At 39.2% G+C, this 17,264-nt stretch carries 20 protein-coding genes; 3 read left to right on the top strand and 17 right to left on the bottom strand.

Annotated features, from left to right (window positions below):
- Window positions 1-21 precede the first annotated feature (21 nt).
- The 8 genes from ABLC00_RS04865 to ABLC00_RS04830 are packed head-to-tail and all read right to left on the bottom strand — an operon-like array spanning window position 22 to window position 6,488.
- Entirely contained in the window at window positions 22-543 is a 522-nt protein-coding gene (locus tag ABLC00_RS04865) for a cupin domain-containing protein (protein ID WP_004710136.1), read from the bottom strand.
- 23 nt (window positions 544-566) lie between these two features.
- Entirely contained in the window at window positions 567-1,790 is a 1,224-nt protein-coding gene (locus ABLC00_RS04860; RefSeq protein ID WP_004888269.1) for an MFS transporter, read from the bottom strand.
- A 42-nt stretch (window positions 1,791-1,832) separates the two neighbouring features.
- Window positions 1,833-3,044 (bottom strand): NAD(P)/FAD-dependent oxidoreductase, encoded by a 1,212-nt coding sequence (locus tag ABLC00_RS04855; RefSeq protein WP_004888272.1) that lies wholly within the window; start codon window positions 3,042-3,044, stop codon window positions 1,833-1,835.
- Between the two features lie 29 nt (window positions 3,045-3,073).
- Window positions 3,074-4,003, bottom strand: coding sequence for a VOC family protein (locus ABLC00_RS04850; RefSeq protein WP_000627784.1), 930 nt, complete (start codon window positions 4,001-4,003; stop codon window positions 3,074-3,076).
- 11 nt (window positions 4,004-4,014) lie between these two features.
- Complete coding sequence (locus ABLC00_RS04845) at window positions 4,015-4,779, bottom strand: SDR family oxidoreductase (protein ID WP_004888275.1); 765 nt, start codon at window positions 4,777-4,779, stop codon at window positions 4,015-4,017.
- Window positions 4,772-5,839: an aromatic ring-hydroxylating dioxygenase subunit alpha gene (locus ABLC00_RS04840; RefSeq protein ID WP_004888276.1), complete on the bottom strand. Its 1,068-nt coding sequence runs from the start codon at window positions 5,837-5,839 to the stop codon at window positions 4,772-4,774. Before ABLC00_RS04840 ends, ABLC00_RS04845 begins: the two co-directional genes overlap by 8 nt.
- 16 nt (window positions 5,840-5,855) lie before the next feature.
- Complete coding sequence (locus ABLC00_RS04835; protein WP_000847096.1) at window positions 5,856-6,155, bottom strand: recombinase-like helix-turn-helix domain-containing protein; 300 nt, start codon at window positions 6,153-6,155, stop codon at window positions 5,856-5,858.
- A 27-nt stretch (window positions 6,156-6,182) separates the two neighbouring features.
- Window positions 6,183-6,488, bottom strand: coding sequence for a non-heme iron oxygenase ferredoxin subunit (locus tag ABLC00_RS04830; RefSeq protein ID WP_000118514.1), 306 nt, complete (start codon window positions 6,486-6,488; stop codon window positions 6,183-6,185).
- Window positions 6,489-6,761: 273 nt separating this feature from the next.
- On the opposite strand from ABLC00_RS04830, the gene ABLC00_RS04825 reads away from it, so the two are divergent.
- Entirely contained in the window at window positions 6,762-7,574 is an 813-nt protein-coding gene (locus tag ABLC00_RS04825; protein WP_004888277.1) for an IclR family transcriptional regulator, read from the top strand.
- 41 nt (window positions 7,575-7,615) lie between these two features.
- Here ABLC00_RS04825 and ABLC00_RS04820 read toward each other — a convergent pair whose 3' ends face one another.
- The 4 genes from ABLC00_RS04820 to pnuC are packed head-to-tail and all read right to left on the bottom strand — an operon-like array spanning window position 7,616 to window position 9,666.
- The gene (locus ABLC00_RS04820) at window positions 7,616-7,918 is read right to left on the bottom strand and encodes a hypothetical protein (RefSeq protein WP_033846665.1); all 303 of its coding nucleotides are present in this window, start codon (window positions 7,916-7,918) and stop codon (window positions 7,616-7,618) included.
- A gap of 22 nt (window positions 7,919-7,940) precedes the next feature.
- On the bottom strand, window positions 7,941-8,408 hold the full coding sequence (locus ABLC00_RS04815) for a hypothetical protein (protein WP_004888279.1): 468 nt from the start codon (window positions 8,406-8,408) through the stop codon (window positions 7,941-7,943).
- A gap of 21 nt (window positions 8,409-8,429) precedes the next feature.
- Window positions 8,430-9,029 carry a hypothetical protein gene (locus tag ABLC00_RS04810; RefSeq protein WP_004710153.1) on the bottom strand — a complete coding sequence of 200 codons (600 nt, stop codon included), beginning with the start codon at window positions 9,027-9,029 and terminating at the stop codon, window positions 8,430-8,432.
- 46 nt (window positions 9,030-9,075) lie between these two features.
- Window positions 9,076-9,666 (bottom strand): nicotinamide riboside transporter PnuC, encoded by a 591-nt coding sequence (gene pnuC, locus ABLC00_RS04805; protein WP_004888280.1) that lies wholly within the window; start codon window positions 9,664-9,666, stop codon window positions 9,076-9,078.
- A 247-nt stretch (window positions 9,667-9,913) separates the two neighbouring features.
- Between pnuC and ABLC00_RS04800 the strand changes: the two genes are divergently transcribed.
- On the top strand, window positions 9,914-10,702 hold the full coding sequence (locus tag ABLC00_RS04800) for a crotonase/enoyl-CoA hydratase family protein (RefSeq protein WP_004888281.1): 789 nt from the start codon (window positions 9,914-9,916) through the stop codon (window positions 10,700-10,702).
- Between the two features lie 106 nt (window positions 10,703-10,808).
- On the opposite strand, the gene pgaD is transcribed toward ABLC00_RS04800, so the two are convergent.
- The 5 genes from pgaD to ABLC00_RS04775 all read right to left on the bottom strand — a co-directional run bounded on the left by pgaD (window position 10,809) and on the right by ABLC00_RS04775 (window position 15,774).
- Complete coding sequence (gene pgaD / locus ABLC00_RS04795) at window positions 10,809-11,228, bottom strand: poly-beta-1,6-N-acetyl-D-glucosamine biosynthesis protein PgaD (protein WP_004888282.1); 420 nt, start codon at window positions 11,226-11,228, stop codon at window positions 10,809-10,811.
- Between the two features lie 85 nt (window positions 11,229-11,313).
- Window positions 11,314-12,570: a poly-beta-1,6-N-acetyl-D-glucosamine synthase gene (pgaC, locus tag ABLC00_RS04790; RefSeq protein WP_004888283.1), complete on the bottom strand. Its 1,257-nt coding sequence runs from the start codon at window positions 12,568-12,570 to the stop codon at window positions 11,314-11,316.
- 13 nt (window positions 12,571-12,583) lie between these two features.
- Complete coding sequence (gene pgaB, locus ABLC00_RS04785) at window positions 12,584-14,578, bottom strand: poly-beta-1,6-N-acetyl-D-glucosamine N-deacetylase PgaB (RefSeq protein ID WP_002054296.1); 1,995 nt, start codon at window positions 14,576-14,578, stop codon at window positions 12,584-12,586.
- A 236-nt stretch (window positions 14,579-14,814) separates the two neighbouring features.
- The gene (locus ABLC00_RS04780) at window positions 14,815-15,156 is read right to left on the bottom strand and encodes an FKBP-type peptidyl-prolyl cis-trans isomerase (RefSeq protein WP_002054441.1); all 342 of its coding nucleotides are present in this window, start codon (window positions 15,154-15,156) and stop codon (window positions 14,815-14,817) included.
- Between the two features lie 87 nt (window positions 15,157-15,243).
- Window positions 15,244-15,774, bottom strand: a complete 531-nt coding sequence (locus tag ABLC00_RS04775) for a YaeQ family protein (protein WP_002054386.1) — start codon at window positions 15,772-15,774, stop codon at window positions 15,244-15,246.
- 189 nt (window positions 15,775-15,963) lie between these two features.
- Here ABLC00_RS04775 and dctA point away from each other — a divergent pair, with 189 nt between their 5' ends.
- Complete coding sequence (dctA, locus tag ABLC00_RS04770; RefSeq protein WP_004888284.1) at window positions 15,964-17,226, top strand: C4-dicarboxylate transporter DctA; 1,263 nt, start codon at window positions 15,964-15,966, stop codon at window positions 17,224-17,226.
- Window positions 17,227-17,264 lie beyond the last annotated feature (38 nt).

Raw genomic sequence — 17,264 nt, 5'->3', positions numbered from 1 at the left:
TTCATTCACTTCATCAAACAATTAACGTTTGATTTGAGACAATGGATGCTCTGGTGGATAATTAGGAATTGTTGGTTTACCTGTTCCCAACATCACGCACATCAAGGCATCTTCTTGACCTGGGTTAAACAAACCACGGTAGATCCCCGGTGGAATTGAAATCAGATCACGCTCTTTTAAACGGGTCTGGAATTTCTCGCCGTTGTGCTCAATAAACAAATCAATTTCGCCGCGGAGCATAAAGAAAACTTCTTCAACGTCGTGGTGAATGTGCAAAGGACCTTCACACTGTGGTGGTAGCACCATAGTCGAAAACGTAAAGTTCTCTGCAGGTACAGTGTTGCTGTCATTTGCAACACCAGTTGCACCCGTACCCATATAGCGCATTTGAGCACGACGATATTTCGGGTCGTAATCGGCTTGAAACTTCAAAGCCTCAAAGTCATATTTACGAGTCTCAAAGCGAGCAATACGTGTGTTTAACCAATCTTCTAAAGAAGCGCCTTCCGGCTGTTTCCACGTTTCGAATTGTTGTGTAGTCATTTTTTAAACTCCTATACAGTGAATTAATAACGTTTTAAAAGAGGAACCAAGAACAACGACCCAATGACAGCGACTGCAGCCAAGAAGGTAATTCCCAAATTAAAACTATGTGTTTGCATCACGATGTAACCGATAAGAACAGGCGCAATTGCACTTGCAAAATTGCCTAAACCGTTAAATATTCCACCCGCAGTCGCCCCTACATTTGAGGTAGTTACTCGGGCAAGCAGAGCAAATACCGCAGCTACTCCAAAGCCCCACGCCATCGCACTTAAAGACATGGCAGCAATAATCAATAATGGCTGGGTCATAATGACCATCACATACATGAAGATGCCCGCCAGTAATAAACCGCTAAATACCTGAATAGCGCGGCGGCCTAACTTGTCAGATAAAAACGCACCCACCACCTCGCCAATTAACATGGCGATGAATGGAAAGCTTGAATACATCCCAAACTCTTTGAGATTGAATCCTTTGTCTTGCATAAGATAAGAAGGAACCCAACTGTTTAAGCCCCACAAATAAGTCATCAATGCAATGTTAAAGAGGCAAACCAACCAGAATGCGCTGTTGCTGAGCAGCAATTTAGTATTGGCAATGTGACCCTTGAAGTTGGTGCGTTTACTCTCGCCCTCAATTTCGACAGTTTTCTTGAGCTGTAAGTTACGTAAACCAAAAACAATGCTAAAAATAGCGATCAGTGTTAAACCAGCCATCACAAAAAAAGTGGAGTGCCAGTCGTGATGAGCTAAAACATTTGCAGTGATCGGGAAACCAAGGAATGCACCAATCGGTGTACCCAGTAAGAACATGGTTGAGGCACGTGCCTGCTGACGGTCTGTGTAAGTCTGTTTAACAATGGTGTATGCCAAAGCAAATAGCGGACCTTCTGCCAAACCAAGTAAAACCCGTAAAATCAACATGCCTGAGTAGCTGGTGGTAAAGCCCATGCAAAGCATGAGTAAACCCCAAGAGGTCACACTCCAGAACAGCATTTTCTTTGGGTTAAAAATGTCGCCTAAAAAGCTTAGAAAGACTGATGAAAACCCATAAGCAAGTAAAAAGCTTGTCATGAGCCATCCGAGCTTGGCTTTATCTTCAGCAATTCCCATCGAGCTTTGAAAATGGGGGTCTGAAAATAAAACCGCAATACTGATCTTGTCGAAAAAGGCCAGTACTACACACACCATAAGGACAAAAGCAGGCACCCAATGCTTTAATCCACTTTTTTCTTCATTACTCATGTGTCATTCCTTCGATTTGGTAATGAGAACCAGATTTAATGTTTACGGTTTTAACTTCATGACATTAAATTCAGCATCTGCTAATAATTTTGGATCTAAAACGGTATTGGCTTGCATCCAACGCTTTGCCAGCTTGATTAACTTCGAGTCATTAATGGCAATCATATTCAGCAAGCGATTTTCATGGTCCAGATATAAATAGCTCACCTGATCTTCACCGCCTTGGCGAATCACCATTTCTTTGGTTTTTTCAGGTTGATACGTTCCTAAAATCTGGATATTAAAGTGGTATTGATCAGACCAGAGCCAAGGAATATCGGTATATTCAGTTTCAATTCCGAGCATTGATTTCGCAGCTGCAATCGCCTGATTTTGTGCATTTGCCCAAGACTGAATGCAATAACCCAAGCCCGGATGAATCGCGACATCACCTGCGGCATAAATGTCTTGATCTGAGGTCTGTCCAAAACAATTCACCACAATGCCATCTTTCACATCGAGCCCAGCATGCACGCCTAACTCTTTAGCAATTTCGGCACCTGCACCCACTACAACACAATCAAATAACTGGCTATGTTGAGGATGGTTCACCACTTCAACTTTTTGATCTGGTGCTTCCACCAAATGAAGGCTCTTGCTGTCTAAATGAATTTTTGTACCTTGGGTCTCATGCATATTTTTTAAAAATGCAGAAACTTCCGGACTCACACTTCTTGCACACAAACGGTCGCCATATTCAAAAATATGAACCTCTTTGCCTTGCTTACGTGCGGTTGCAGCGATTTCCAAACCAATCCAGCCGCCGCCAATCACAGCAACATTTTTTGCATTCTTTAAAATTTCAGCCAGACGTTCACAGTCACGTACATTTCGTAAAGTCACAACATTAGGAATGAACTGCCATGTATTGACGGGTACACGTGCACGGCTTCCAGTTGCAATCAGCAATTTGTCATACGGCAAAATCTGACCACTTTCTAAATGAACCTGCTTTTGCTCGCGATCGACTTTTGTTGCAATTTCTGGTTTATGCCATTGAATGTTGAACTCTTGGACCTGTTCTGGGGAGAACAGATTCAAACTTTCATACGTTGCTTCTTTTGAAAGTACTTGCTTAGACAGAGGCGGACGCTCATAAAACACCTGATCTTCATTTGAGACCACATGAATTTCACCCACATAACCATTTTGACGTAAGGTGCTGACTGCCCAACCTGCAGCTTGCCCCGCCCCTACAATTACAATCTTTTCCATAGCCTTTCTTCCTTGTAAAGCAATACCTGTTACACAGGCTTTACCTGACGGCGGGTTTTGTCATCAAGACCACCTTCAATCGCCCACTCAGTGAAAAGCTCTAGACGATGTTCTTCTACACGTGGCTGCCATTCTTCAGTCAAATAATCATCGTTGGTGTAATATTCAAATGCACCACCCAATGGTGAGTTGACGTACCAGAAATAAGCAGAAGAAATTGGATGACGTCCCGGTCCAATAAAGGTTGACCACTCTGAACGGTTCATATGTAATCCGCCTCCAATCACCTCATGAATATCACGAACAACAAACGCAACGTGATTTAGACCAGCAGGTTTATTTGGAACGCTAAGTAAGAATAAATCGTGGTGATAACCTTCACCGCGGCAACGTAAGAATGCACCGCGATTTTTGTAAGCATCAGATAAATGAAAGCCTACTTTTTCAATATAGAAGTTTTCAGTAGTTGCTAAATCCGGTGTGAAAAACACCACATGTCCAATCGCAACAGGTTGACCTTTTTCATAAACAGGACTTGCTGCATTAACACGTTGAATGTTGCCGTATTGGTTAATGCCTTCCGTTTTAAGTTCTGGTACTTCTTTTACAAAACTTTGTTCAAAACGAATAGTCATGCCATTTGGGTCAAGACACTGAACTGTATTTTCAGTACGTTTAAAACCGTCTACATCGGCCAAACGAGCTGCCAAGTCTTCAAGGTCTTGAAGACTATCAACACCCCAAGTGACTTCACGTAAAGTTGAACCTTGCTCAATAGCAGGCGGCAAACGGTTATCATCACAATTAAATAGATAAATCTTGCTGCCGTTTTGAGTCTGGTATAAATCTGCACCTTCAATATCTGAAGTACTTTGGCTTAAACCAAAATCTGCCAAAAATTTGTTTGAAGCGGCTCTATCTTCAACTCCAAACTTTAAAATCTCGATCCCTGTAATCATTTGACTACTCCTTAGTTAAAGACAAAACCGCCATTGACCGGAATATTTTGACCTGTCACAAAAGAGGACAAATCCGACAGTAGATACAATGCTGTTCCATTTAAATCTTGTGGAAGTTGCTGGCGTTGAATCGCTCTTCCGTTGACATATAAATCATGACGTTCCTGTGGCACATACTCGGTTGCTTCAACCAGAGTCAGCCCCGGAGACAAAGTATTGACACAGATATTGAACTGACCCAACTCTCTTGCCATTGAACGTGTCATGGCAACAATTGCACCTTTACTCGCCACATAAGCCATCAGGTTCGGTGCGCCCCAAAGTGCTGTATCTGACGCAACATTAATAATCTTGCCGGCAGCCGATTGTTTTAAATGTGGAATACACGCTTTTGTAATTAACCATGTGCCTTTCACATTAATATTCATAACCCGATCCCAAAGTTCAGGATCGTAATCAATCATATTTTTTCCACCCACATTGGTTGCAAGCGCTGCACAGTTCACAAGACCATCCAAACCATTTAACAGTTCAACGCTTTTTGCGACAGCATTTTCAATAGAGTCTGCATTGGCAAGGTCAACAGTGACTGCATGGACCTTGAGTCCTTGTTTTTGTAAGGCTTGTGCTTCTTGTTGCACGAGGTCAGATAAAATATCTGCCATTACAACTTCAGCGCCCGCCTCAGCAATGGCTTGAGCGAAATCTCGCCCTAAACCACGTGCGGCACCAGTCACTAAAACTTTTTTGCCTTGCAACAACGCTACATTAGCCATGAGCTTCTTCCTGCATCTCGATACGGTTTGATGCATTTAGTGCAGCAATTTTCTTTAATTGCTTCTCAGCTTCTTTCTTCATTAAACGGCGTAAACGTGCAAGCCCAACATCGTGTTGATATAAGAATTCTCGTGCACGTGCATTTGGCGCAAGGTTTTCTAAAATAATTCGGTCTTGTTCCAATACATCCCAATGCAATTGTTCTAAATGATTGCGATATAAGAAGCGCCATACATTACGTTGCCAACCACTCACCTTACGGCAGCGCCAGAAAAATACACGGGTATTGTTGGCATCAATTGGCGTTGCGTAACCCACAATCCAGAATTCACCACCCGGACCAAACTGTTTACGGTAAGGAATTGAAAGGCGTAACCACCTTGCACCAGTCGAACCATATTCAACCCAGTCAAAGTTCACACCTGTTTGGCCTTCTTTTTCAAAAACAAAACCATTTTCAGTTGTGCGGTGTTTCATCTCTGCGGTACGTTCACCTTCTGCCATTGAGTGTGACGTACAGTGCAAATATGTACCGTGCATTGGGTCCATGACGTTATCAATGGCATATTGATGGTTTACTTTCCAGTCTGCTTGGCAAAGGAATGAACTCCACTCTTCGCTTGCCAGTTGTTCTGGGAACTCAAGCGGTGCGGGTTGTTCATTTGCATCAATCCCAAACCAGATGAAGATAGCACCATGCTGTTCAATGACCGGATAGCTCTTTAAACACTTGGTTCCAGTCATTGGGCATTCATGAACGGCTGGTACATCGGCAACCACACCATCGGCACGAACTTCAACACCGTGATACCAGCAAGCAACTCGATCACCCAAGTTCCAGCCGAGTGAAAGACGAGCACCGCGGTGTGGACAGCGATCTTCAAGTGCATGAACCTGACCTTCGGCATCACGCCAAACCACAATGTTTTCACCTAAACGGGTAATCCCAACCGGATTAGCAGCGACTTCCCAACTTGCTAACACCGGATGCCATTGGTCACGTAAACCAAGTTCTAAATATTCTTCAGCGCTTTGTGAAGTTGATACGATTGCGTTCATTTTATTCTTCCCTGAATCAATAACCTAAACGTTGCATTTCTTCTGTAAAGCTCTCAGAAGTCCATTCATCACCAGATTCACAACGGAAACCTTGCTGATTAAGTGCAGAAACAACCTCATCTAATTCTGTTGCGCCCGCAGAAAATGCCTGAATCAAGTTCTTTACAAAGTCTTGTTCGTAGAGAGTCGGTTCTTTATAACGTGTTTGCCAAACCAACAATTCAGATTGACCTGGAACTTGAATATTGTTGATACCTGCTTCGGTTGCCGGCGTTGCATGAATCCAGCTTGCCAACTTTTCATTAAATGTCTTCATTGTTCTGCTTCCTTGTACATGTGAGGACTAGAGTTGAATTTGAATATCCTGTCCTTCAACACGAACTGGGTACGTACATAGGTTTCTACACCCGGGTCCACTTTTTAGCTCACCTGTCTGAATGTCAAAAATTGCTTCGTGCAATGGACATTCCACAGTTTGATCTTCAATAAATCCTTCCGTTAATAAGGCATACGCATGAGGGCAAACATTTTCGATAGCGAAGTAATTTTCATCGACAAAAAAAACACCAATTTTTTTCCCTTCAACTTCGACGGCTTTCGGCTCATCTTCGCTAACGTCACCCTGCTGACAAACTGAGATCCAACTCATACCTTGCGTCCTCATTTTGTTTTATATACAAAACATAATTTGATTTTCAAAACACAAGCTAAGCATAATCCTCTTGGTTATTTTTTGTCAAAGTAAAAATAATTATTTAAATCAATTAATTAATAAATTTTAAATAATTTGTTACGTTTAAGAATGGAAACATTGTTTTAAATATAAAAATTGTTTTATGTAATCTTTATAATTACAATTGTTCTAAAATAAAGCATAATGCCCTAATTCGAACCCTGTTTTATTTATAGGAAAACAACACGAATGAGCCTAGAGATTGAAGAAGATTTGCAAGAATCAGAAACAACAAAAAATGATGATCGGTATTTAGTACCAGGGCTTGTGCGTGGTTTAGCCATCTTGCAAGCATTTAATCAACAAGCACAAGAAATGACGATTACAGAAATTGCCGAAATTTTGGAAGTGAACCGTTCTAGTGCATTTCGACTTATCTATACACTTGAAGCTTGCGGTTACTTAAGAAAAGCTTCACAAAAAACATATGCGCTTGATTCAAAAGTTATGGAGCTTGGTTTTAACAGTTTATCAAAGCTTTCATTACTTGATTTATCGACTCCTTTAATGAAAGAACTACGTGACCAGACCAAACTTGCAGTACACCTGACCGTTTTAGAAGGTACACACATTGTTTTTGTAAATAACGTTCAATCTATGGGGACATTTACCAGCAATATTAATTTAGGTACTCGCTGGCCTGCCCATGCAACAGTTATTGGTCAAATGTTATTGTCAGATTTACCAGAAGCAGAAGTACGCCAACGCTATCGTAATTTCAATGACTGGGATAGTTACTCAGAACTGACCCCAACCAGTTTAAAAGCGTTATTGCAAAAATTGAATTATGTAAAAACTCAAAAGTCGATGGTGAGCTGGGGTCATTATAACCATGATATGGCTGCTTGTGCTGCCCCTATTTTCAAACAATCAAATGGAAAAATGGTGGCTGTCCTTTCGGTAAGTTGCCCAATTACCACTTATGATGAAAAGACCTTTAAAGAAGATATTGCCGCTCTGGTCATCGCAACGGCAGATAAAATTTCAAAATTTATCTATTAAAAAAAGCGACGTTAAGTCGCTTTTTTTGTGCTTTGATTTCATCAATTAAAAATTACACTTAAAGTTTCACCATTTATATTCTGAAAACTCAGTGTCGAATGATTTTCTTTAATATCAAATTTTAAATACTGCTGTTTAAACTGTACTACTGCATAAAACTCTTCGGCTCCATCATCTAAACCTGTCGCAGAGAACTGAGTCCCTTGGGGAAAGTCCTTGAGCCAAACAGCATTATAAAAATCCGATACTGAATTAAAATCTATATATTTTGCAGGCTCAGCCATAATTTTTTGGGCCATCGCATCAAACTGTTGCTGTTTATATATGACTAAATTCAGGATCATGGCTATTCTTAAAGATTAATCATTAACAGTCATCAATAGAGTACGTATAGTAATGTAGTTTTCCATTACGGAAATGAAAGTGCAAGCCATCATTACTACCTTCCCAAGGAAATATAGAGTAAGTATGATTTTCAGATATAATTATTTGTTTACCAAAAAACTTTTTAAAATCATTCTCGGTAGTTAAATGATTAAATAATCGAGAACCATACTTTAGACCATTTTGCTGGCTTACATATACCTTATCTAAAGATCCCGTAGAGAGTATCACTCCATCTTCATATACCCATTGATCTGGAAAATAACCACCATTGCATTCATCAGCCTCACCTTTAATAAACTGCTTTGGCTTTTTCAGGTTATTTAAAGGAATATCAAAACTGTTCAATACTTTACCATGCCATAAAGGTTTAATATTTACTTGCGCATAAGAGGTAGTTGTTACTAAAAAGCCAATACAAAATAAAAATATATGAGTTAAATTTTTCATAAAAATCCAGAAATTAATGATTTAAAAGTTTTGTGCCTTACTCTTATTTATGATCAAACCTTTTTGTTTGTCTTTCATAATGATTAAAGGAGATCCAACTTTTTTAGTTTTGGTATTATCCAAATATTTTTTCTTCTGTAAATAAATCTGTCTGTCTTTAATAAAACTATCTATGGAAGTTTCATCATCCGTATAGTAAGAAATATCTTGTGTATAAATATTTGACCAGTCCGCTATCCAAAAAATAATAAAATTTCCACCACGCTCCTGATAATTGTCTATTGCAAAGGTTTCAGAATCAATTTTATGTATAGTCTGACCTGCTATTGAGGATATATCCTGAGTTTGCGCTTTAAAATAATAGGTTTTATTTTTATCTAAATTGATAGCAAATACGTTATAGCCTAGCGCATCAGCTATATCAGGCTTAAAGCAAGAATAGCTTTGTATTTTTACCTGTGCCGTCTGTATAGCTAATTTATTATTTTCAACAGCTTCATCTTTCTGACATGAATCCGGTAATTTACTAAGCTGCTTTAAAGGAACAGCGTTAATCTGAGCATTTGCATAACCAGAACAAAGAAATAAACAAAATAAAAGTTTTTTTAAAGTATGAGTCATCAAATAATTTCCAAACAGGATTATTGTTTTAATATTTTCTCATACATTAAATAGTTTTTTTTAAATCTATATGATCAACCTGCTTTCTTTTAACCTTTTCCCATTGATACCAACCATAAGCTGCCATTAATACAAAGGCTGCATATAAAGCAGAAGTTAAAAACAGATCTTTATAAATAAACATTCCCACATAAATAATGTCGACAAATACCCAAAGTATCCATGTCGCAATATGCTTTCGGCTGGTCCAGTAAGTGGCAAGCAAACTAAATGCCGCAAGCTGAGAGTCGAGCATCGGCACCGCTGCATCGGTAAAGTTTTTAAGAACCAAACCAAAGAGCAAACCACCTACCGCGGCAATAATCATTTGAATAATAGCGGTTTGAACTGCAATAGGCTCGATTCGAATGTCATGATCTTGCTGCTTTCCTTTGAGCCAATAGTAAAAGCCATAAAAATTTACAGCCATAAAAAAGAACTGCAAAATCGTTTCACCATAAAGCTTAAATTCGTAAAACAAATAAGCGTATAAAACAAAGGCGAAGAAATTAAACAGCCAGCACCACATATTACGGATTACCGTTAATCCGACTCCAATGAGGCTAATTAAGACTGCAAAAATTTCTAGAGGTGACATAAGAGAAGCTGCTTATTGAGATCAATTTAACAGCGTATTATGAGAAAAATATGAGACTAAGCAAACTGCTAATTTAAATAAATCATGAAAATTGACATTATCTTAGGATCTGTCTTTTCGTATGAAATTGATTTACTTCAATACATAGACAAAAGAAATACTGATCAAGTCACTAACAATTTCTATTTGCTAGTTTTTAAATGATTGTTTAAAAGATAATGAGAGACAAATAAAAGAGCTTGAAAATATGTCAAATCAAGAAGGAAAAGTCAGCCGTGAAACTCGCGGACATATTTTTTTAATTGGCTTAGATCGCGCAGCAAAACGTAATGCCTTTGATAGTCACATGATTAAAGACTTATCACTAGCGCTCACCGAATATGAAAATAATGATGTCCTGCGCTGTGCGATTGTTTTTGCTCACGGTGACCATTTTACAGCTGGCTTAGATTTAGTTGAGTTACAACCTAAGCTTGCTACAGGTGTTTTTGATTTTAGTGAAAATGAAATTAACCCGTGGGGCACAATAGGTCGAAAGCTGAGTAAACCTTTGATTGTGGCAGTACAGGGTTATTGCTATACCGCTGGTATAGAACTCTTTCTCAATGCAGATATTGCGATTGCAAGTGAAAATACTCAGTTTGCTCAAATGGAGGTTCAACGTGGCATCTTACCTTTTGGCGGAGCAACTGCACGTTTCACTCAAGCCGCGGGTTGGGCCAAAGCCATGCGCTATTTGCTTACAGGTGACTCTTTTGATGCCAAAGCAGCCTTGGATATGAACCTAATTACAGAAGTTTGCCCAGAAGGTACGGAGCTTAAACGTGCCATAGAACTCGCTGAACATATTGCTCAAGCAGCGCCCCTTGCCGTAAAAGCCACTCTTGCCTCTGCACGTGAAGCAATTAATGAAGGCTACGAGGCGGCCTTTAATCAATTGCAAAACCATCTTCAACCTTTACTAACTACAGAAGACGTTCAAGAGGGTGTTTTTGCTATGCTACAAAAAAGACCTCCAGTGTTTAGAGGCAAATAAAACCGATTCAAACACTACGCTTCGGGGTCTAAATTTATAACTTACTAAGAGTGAATATGCAAAAAAGAAAGCCCACATGATGTGGGCTTTCTTTTATTTATTAGATTTATTCAACTCTAACGATTTTACCAAATTCATCATGGTGAACGACCGTAATTTTTTGGCTACGGCCCTGTTCAATTTCTTGTTCTGGCAAATCAAAGTAACGTGCATAATCATCTGTCTGTTTCATGTTAAGTGCATTCCCTCCAACACGGCGTTCAGGCAACACATGACTCCAGAGCAGCAAGCCAATTGCACAAGCAATCAGAGCAGTAATGCCATGTTCAATTCCTACACCAAAAGCACTAAACAAACGATGTACTAAATGAGTTTTTTGGAGCTCTGCCAATACCCAGATAAATACAAACGGACGCCACAACAACAACCAACCGCCCCACATCATGGCTGTGCTTGTTGTAGAAACATAGCGTTTGTGCCATGGTAGTTGACGACGTAAATCAATAATCAACGAATTTGTCTTCATTTCTCTTTACCTAACGAAGTGCTGCGGTTTTCCCCAGACATCAATACAGCACGATCTTTAAAATCTCATGACTCTTGCATTTCATCTAACGAATGCCCCGATCCGGGCTCACCCAACGTGCTCGTTTCTCATCTCCACGTCGTAAGACCTTTGGAAATGCCACAATGGTTGCCGAAATGGTGATTAGCCAAAAGACCAATGGATACCAGATCATCCAGAAATAATTTTTTCCTAGATGTGGTTCATAGCGACTATCCATCCATTTGCTTAAAGCAAACTGAATTAGACAGGTTGCCCCCAATAAAATACCGCTACCATACGGTAAAAATGGGGAACTCACAACGGCTAAAGCAGGGATTGGTAAAATAAAATGTACCAACCACAATAAAGCCATTGCCAGCATTAAATATGACCATACTAAAGTTAAGCAAAGCTCAAACATGAGAGGCCATAAAAAATTCAATTTTGGTTTGGTGAACACATCAATGTTTTTAATTAAAACCTGTGCTCCACCCATTGCCCAACGTAAACGCTGTTTCCATAAACCATTTAAAGTTTCAGGCATCAAAATCCAAACCAAGGCATTCGGTTCAAAACGAATGTCCCAGCCTGCACGCTGCAACTTCCAAGTAATGTCGATGTCTTCAGTCAACATATTTGGTGACCAATAATCGACTTGATGAACAGCACTTTTACGGAAAGCTGTAATTACACCAGACACTGTAAATAAACGACCAAATGTACGCTGTGCACGTTTAATCATTCCCACAATCGAAGAAAATTCACCGACTTGAATACGGCCTAACAAAGTTGAACGCGTACGTATACGTGGGTTTCCAGTTACAGCTGCAACCGTTGGGTTCTGAAGAAAATGACGAATCATCCATTTTGCTGCATGTGGGTCAAGCAAAGCATCGCCATCGATACCAATTAAAAATTCGGCATCGGTCATCAGGCTGCCCGCCTGTAGCCCCATCGCTTTTCCTTGGTTTTGTGCAAGATGAACAACACGAAGTTTTTCGTATTGTTCAGCTAAACGATCGAGCACTTCACCCGTATTATCCGAACTACCATCATTAATCGCAATGACTTCAAAATTTGGATAATCCAATTTTAAAGCATGGCTAATGGTTTCCTCTGCATTATCACCTTCGTTAAAGCAAGGGATGAGTACAGCAACTTTCGGATAGCTTTCTAATGGAGCGGGTTGATCATAAGGTGGAGCCTTACGTTCCTTCCAATAGAAAATGATCGCACCAATCATCCATAGATATGACATAAACAATGGATAATAAAAAACGAATTTTAGGGCGTGCGACCATATTGCAGCAAAGATTGTCATGTTTCAGCCTCGTCTATGGCACAAGACGAGATGACTTTTCAGCAAATGCTTTATGCATTACGTTCACGTCCGGATGATCTTTAATTGGGTCATCTGGATAGTATGCAACATGCATTGCACCTTGTTCATAGAGAGAATGAATCGTCGCAGCCATTTCAGTTGAAGGTACCTTTTCGTTATTACGCCAGTTTGTTGCCTGTAGCTCAAAAACTGTTTTCTTAATGCCATTTGGATATTTTTTCACGCGATCAACCATATCTTTATAGAATTGATCTGGATTTTTCACTTGCTCCATATAAGGCATCGCCATAATAGCAGTAAAATCATAACGGTTTAGTGACTCTTCAAGTGACTGAGAGTACCAGTTTTCCGCATATGGTTTTAAAGCCACTTGCGCATATAAATTACGTGCTGTTAACAGGAACGGTTCATATTGACGAACCTCATCAACAAGCTGCATTGCAAAATCATCTAAATATCTTGTTTTAAATGCAGTCCACTTTTGCAAATCTTCGTCATTCGCACGAATTTTTGCCAAGTCTGTTGGTAAGCCTTGTTTTGCATAAGCTTTTAAAGCATCTGGACTTGCATCTTCATAATCAGACAAGGTCACATCGTCATGGAATAAAATTCCATTAAAAGACGATGATTTTGCTAAATCTTCATATATTTCACGGATAGTTTGACGCGCTTCTGGTGAAAAAGGACTTAAACGAATGTATCCCATATTGAGGTGTCCACTCGTCTTATCCTGTTGGGTCACAACCAAGTCTTTTGATACTGGATCAGTTTTTGGTAGTTCCCATGCCAATAATGGCATCCACGCATAAATACGGCTTACAGGAGTACGTGTTTGAATTTGCCATGCAACACGGTTGAATAAATCAGCACGCATAGGAATATGTCGATTTGGGAAGTATACCATATCGGCAGAACCATTCGCATCTGCATCAGAGAAAGCCTGCAAATAAACTGTATTTACACCCATTGCATTAATACGGTCGAGTAAATTACCTAAATTACGCTCTTGTTGTTGCGGGTCTGGATCATAAATATAGTCGAGATCCACATGCATGATTTTTTGCGGACGATTATTATCCGTTAAATTTAACTCACGATTTTTAATTTCTTGAGCTAAATCATTTGTGCTCATTCCACCCTCGACCAAAATACGACTCATATTTTGTAGAGACTGTTTTGCATGATCGGCCCCATCATCAAGTGTGATAGTAATTGGCATACCAAGCTTTTTAGCAATTTGAACAGTTTGCATATTATAGCGACCATATGGCCACACCATAATACGTGGTGAACGTATACCATGTTCTTTAAGCAACTGATTATTCTTTTTTAAATCATTATAAATTCGGGTCTGATATTGGCTGTCGTTTTCATACGTTTTAGTTTTTACGTCATAAAAACGAGTTGTCGCTGCAGGTTCAGAGTTGCCTTGAGGGTTACCGGTAATACCACGGTGTAAATGATAGCTGTGGCTTGCAATTTCAACAAAACCGCTGTCTTGCATTTCTTTAAGTTCAGGCCAGCTTAAGATTTTATCACGTGAAATTTCTTCGCCAGAAAAATCTACTTTTTGATTTGCTTTTGGCTCTAGCCATGAACCGACAACAGCAAGCACTACCGGGATTTTTTTAGCCTTAATAACTGGATAGGCATTTTGATAAAAAGACTGATAACCGTCATCTACAGTTAATAAAACTGGCTTGGTCGGCAGTGCAGCTTTGCCCTGATGAGCGCGAATCAACTGATCTACAGTAATAAAATGGAAACCATTTTTTTGCAGCCAATCGATATGCTCACCAAATTGTTTTGTGGTCACTGCATATTGAGGAATTAAGGCATTTTTAGTATCGGTAATTTCATGATAGCCAATAACAGTAAGTTCTGAAGCATCTATTTTAGGAGGCTTAGCTAGTGCCATACCTGACAAGCCTGCTAAAGCTAAGCCAAGCGTTAGATTCAACAAAGGAGATGCAAAACGGGTAATCATGAAATAGCGTCTCAATAGCAATATAGATTATTTATGTGAAATTTAAACTTAAGAACTAAAACTCTTATTTATTTAGTTCTTAAGCTCAAACTGCCCCAAAAGAACAGTTTTTCAGTTCACCTTTATAATGAAATAAACTGAAAATAATCTTAAATATTCAAAAAGCTAAAATATAAATAACGAATATATTCATATTTAAAGCTTATATAAAAAAATCAAACGGTAAAATTTTGATTTCATTCATCACGAGTTTTTACATCAAACAATTCAATTTCAAAAATCAAGTTTGAGTTTGCCGGAATAATTTTACCCATTTTGCGTTCGCCATAAGCCAAATGCGCAGGAACAATAAGTTTACGTTTACCACCAACTTTCATTCCCATGATGCCTTGGTCCCAACCTTTAATCACACGGCCTGTACCAATGACACATTCGAAATAATTTCCGCGATCAATAGAAGAGTCAAATTTAGTACCATCTTCTAACCACCCTGTATAGTGAGTGGTAATCAAGGCACCTTTAACTGCTTCTTTACCTTCGCCTACTTTTAAATCGATAATTTCTAATTCAGTGATCATAACATTTCCGTTTCATTTAATTTCACAGCTCAGACTCAATCTTTAGTCTAGCAAGTGAAGTTGTAAAATTTGTTGCGCTTTTCAGTTTTACTGTAATTGTGTCCACACTACATTTGCTTGGCCCTTGTCACTTAACAAAGTCCATTCGTTATCCATAACATTTAACTGTAGCTGCATCGTACGTTCACAAAGTTGTTCTAACTCTGCTGTACTTTCAGGCGCGATTTGCCATACCTGAACATTACCCAGTGTTTTAATTTTACTGTTTCTCTTCCACCAGTCTTCGACTTGGGAACCATAGGCAACAATTGCCACAGTTTTACAACGAGCACTGGCTTTTCTGACTTTATCTTCAGATGGTAAACCAACTTCAATCCAGGTTTCTAACTGCCCTGTTAAGTCTTTTTGCCAAAGTGCCGGCTCATCGGTTTCAAAAAGGTCTTTGGTGAATTCAAGACTATCACTGGCAAAGCGTGCAAATGCCATAACACGAACCATTAATCGTTCTAAAGTTTCTGAAGGATGTAAGGCAAGAGTCAATTGATAATCGCCATAAATATGGTCATCCATATTGGCAATATTCAAGTCTGCCTTATAAATTGTTGCTTTAAGCGCCATAGTTGAGATGTCCAAAAATTTGGCGCTAAGAATACTCGATTTTAATTAAAAAATTATAGAAAAAACTCAGTAATACAACACTTCTTTCATGCTTCATTTGCATCTTATTCCAAAACAGCCGAGTACTTACAAAGTTGGCGGGCTTTTTGCTTTAAAGGGTTGTACTCCTCTCTTTTGATTTGATGACTTATGTGGCAAAAACTTAAACGTAGTTTATTTCTACAAGTCCTCTGCTCTCTCTTCCTTGGTATTGCAGTGGGTCTTGCTTTTCATGATTTCTCCCTAGCTTTAAAACCTCTTGGTGATGGTTTTATTTCTCTCATTAAAATGTTGATTGCTCCAATTGTATTTTGTGTAGTAGTACTGGGAATCTATGGTGCGAACGACATTAAAAAAATGGGCAAAGTCGGTGCAAAAACCATTCTTTATTTTGAAGTAGTCACCAGTATTGCTTTAATTTTGGGAATTATTGTTGCTTATGTCTTTAAACCGGGCGTCGGCATGAATATTGATATTAGCCATTTAGATGCTAAAGATTTAAGCACCTATACCGAGCGTGCTCACGACATGCATACGGGTTCGGACTTTCTGCTTAATATTATTCCTAAAACATTTACGGCTGCTTTTGCCAACGGCGATATTTTACAGATTTTACTCATCGCAATTTTGTTTGGTATTTCTCTCCTTTTAATTCCTAAACATTTAGCAGAACTGGTACGTCAGGCACTTGAAGCTTTTTCTGAAGTTTTCTTTAAAATTATGGGACTGATTATTCGCCTAGCTCCAATTGGTGTATTCGGTTCAGTTGCCTATACCACTGCAAAATTTGGATCAGACTCACTCCTGCAACTCGGTTATCTGGTTTTACTCTTTTATGCAACCTGCATTTTATTTGTTGTGATTGTTTTAGGTTCAATTCTAAAGCTTACCGGCCTGAACATTTTCAAGTTTGTGGGCTATTTTAAAGATGAGCTCGCGATTGTATTAGGGACCGCCTCTTCTGACTCGGTACTTCCTCAAGTCATGAAAAAGCTTAAAAACCTAGGCATTAAAGATTCAACAGTCGGTCTGGTCATCCCAACCGGTTATTCTTTTAATTTAGATGGCTTTTCAATTTACTTAACTCTAGGGGTGATCTTTATTGCACAGGCCTGCAATATCGATCTTTCTATGCATGACTTGTTGGCTATTTTGCTGGTTTCGCTCATTACCTCTAAAGGCGCACACGGTATTCCAGGATCTGCCTTAGTGATTCTTGCTGCAACACTTTCAGTCATTCCAAGCTTACCTGCAATTGGTTTAGTACTTTTACTGTCTGTAGACTGGTTTATCGGGATTATCCGTGCCTGTACCAACCTCATTGGTAACTGTGTTGCGACCGTAGTCATTGCCCATTGGGAAAAAGACATCGACCATGCACAAGCAAAACAAGTACTTGATATAAAAAATTGAATTTCTTATGGAGAATATTGAACTATCTTTTCAATATT

Source organism: Acinetobacter nosocomialis, assembly GCF_041021905.1.
Classification (GTDB): Bacteria; Pseudomonadota; Gammaproteobacteria; order Pseudomonadales; family Moraxellaceae; genus Acinetobacter; species Acinetobacter nosocomialis.
The sequence above is the reverse complement of the archived record's forward strand: the minus strand, read 5'-3'. Positions and strand labels throughout refer to the sequence as shown.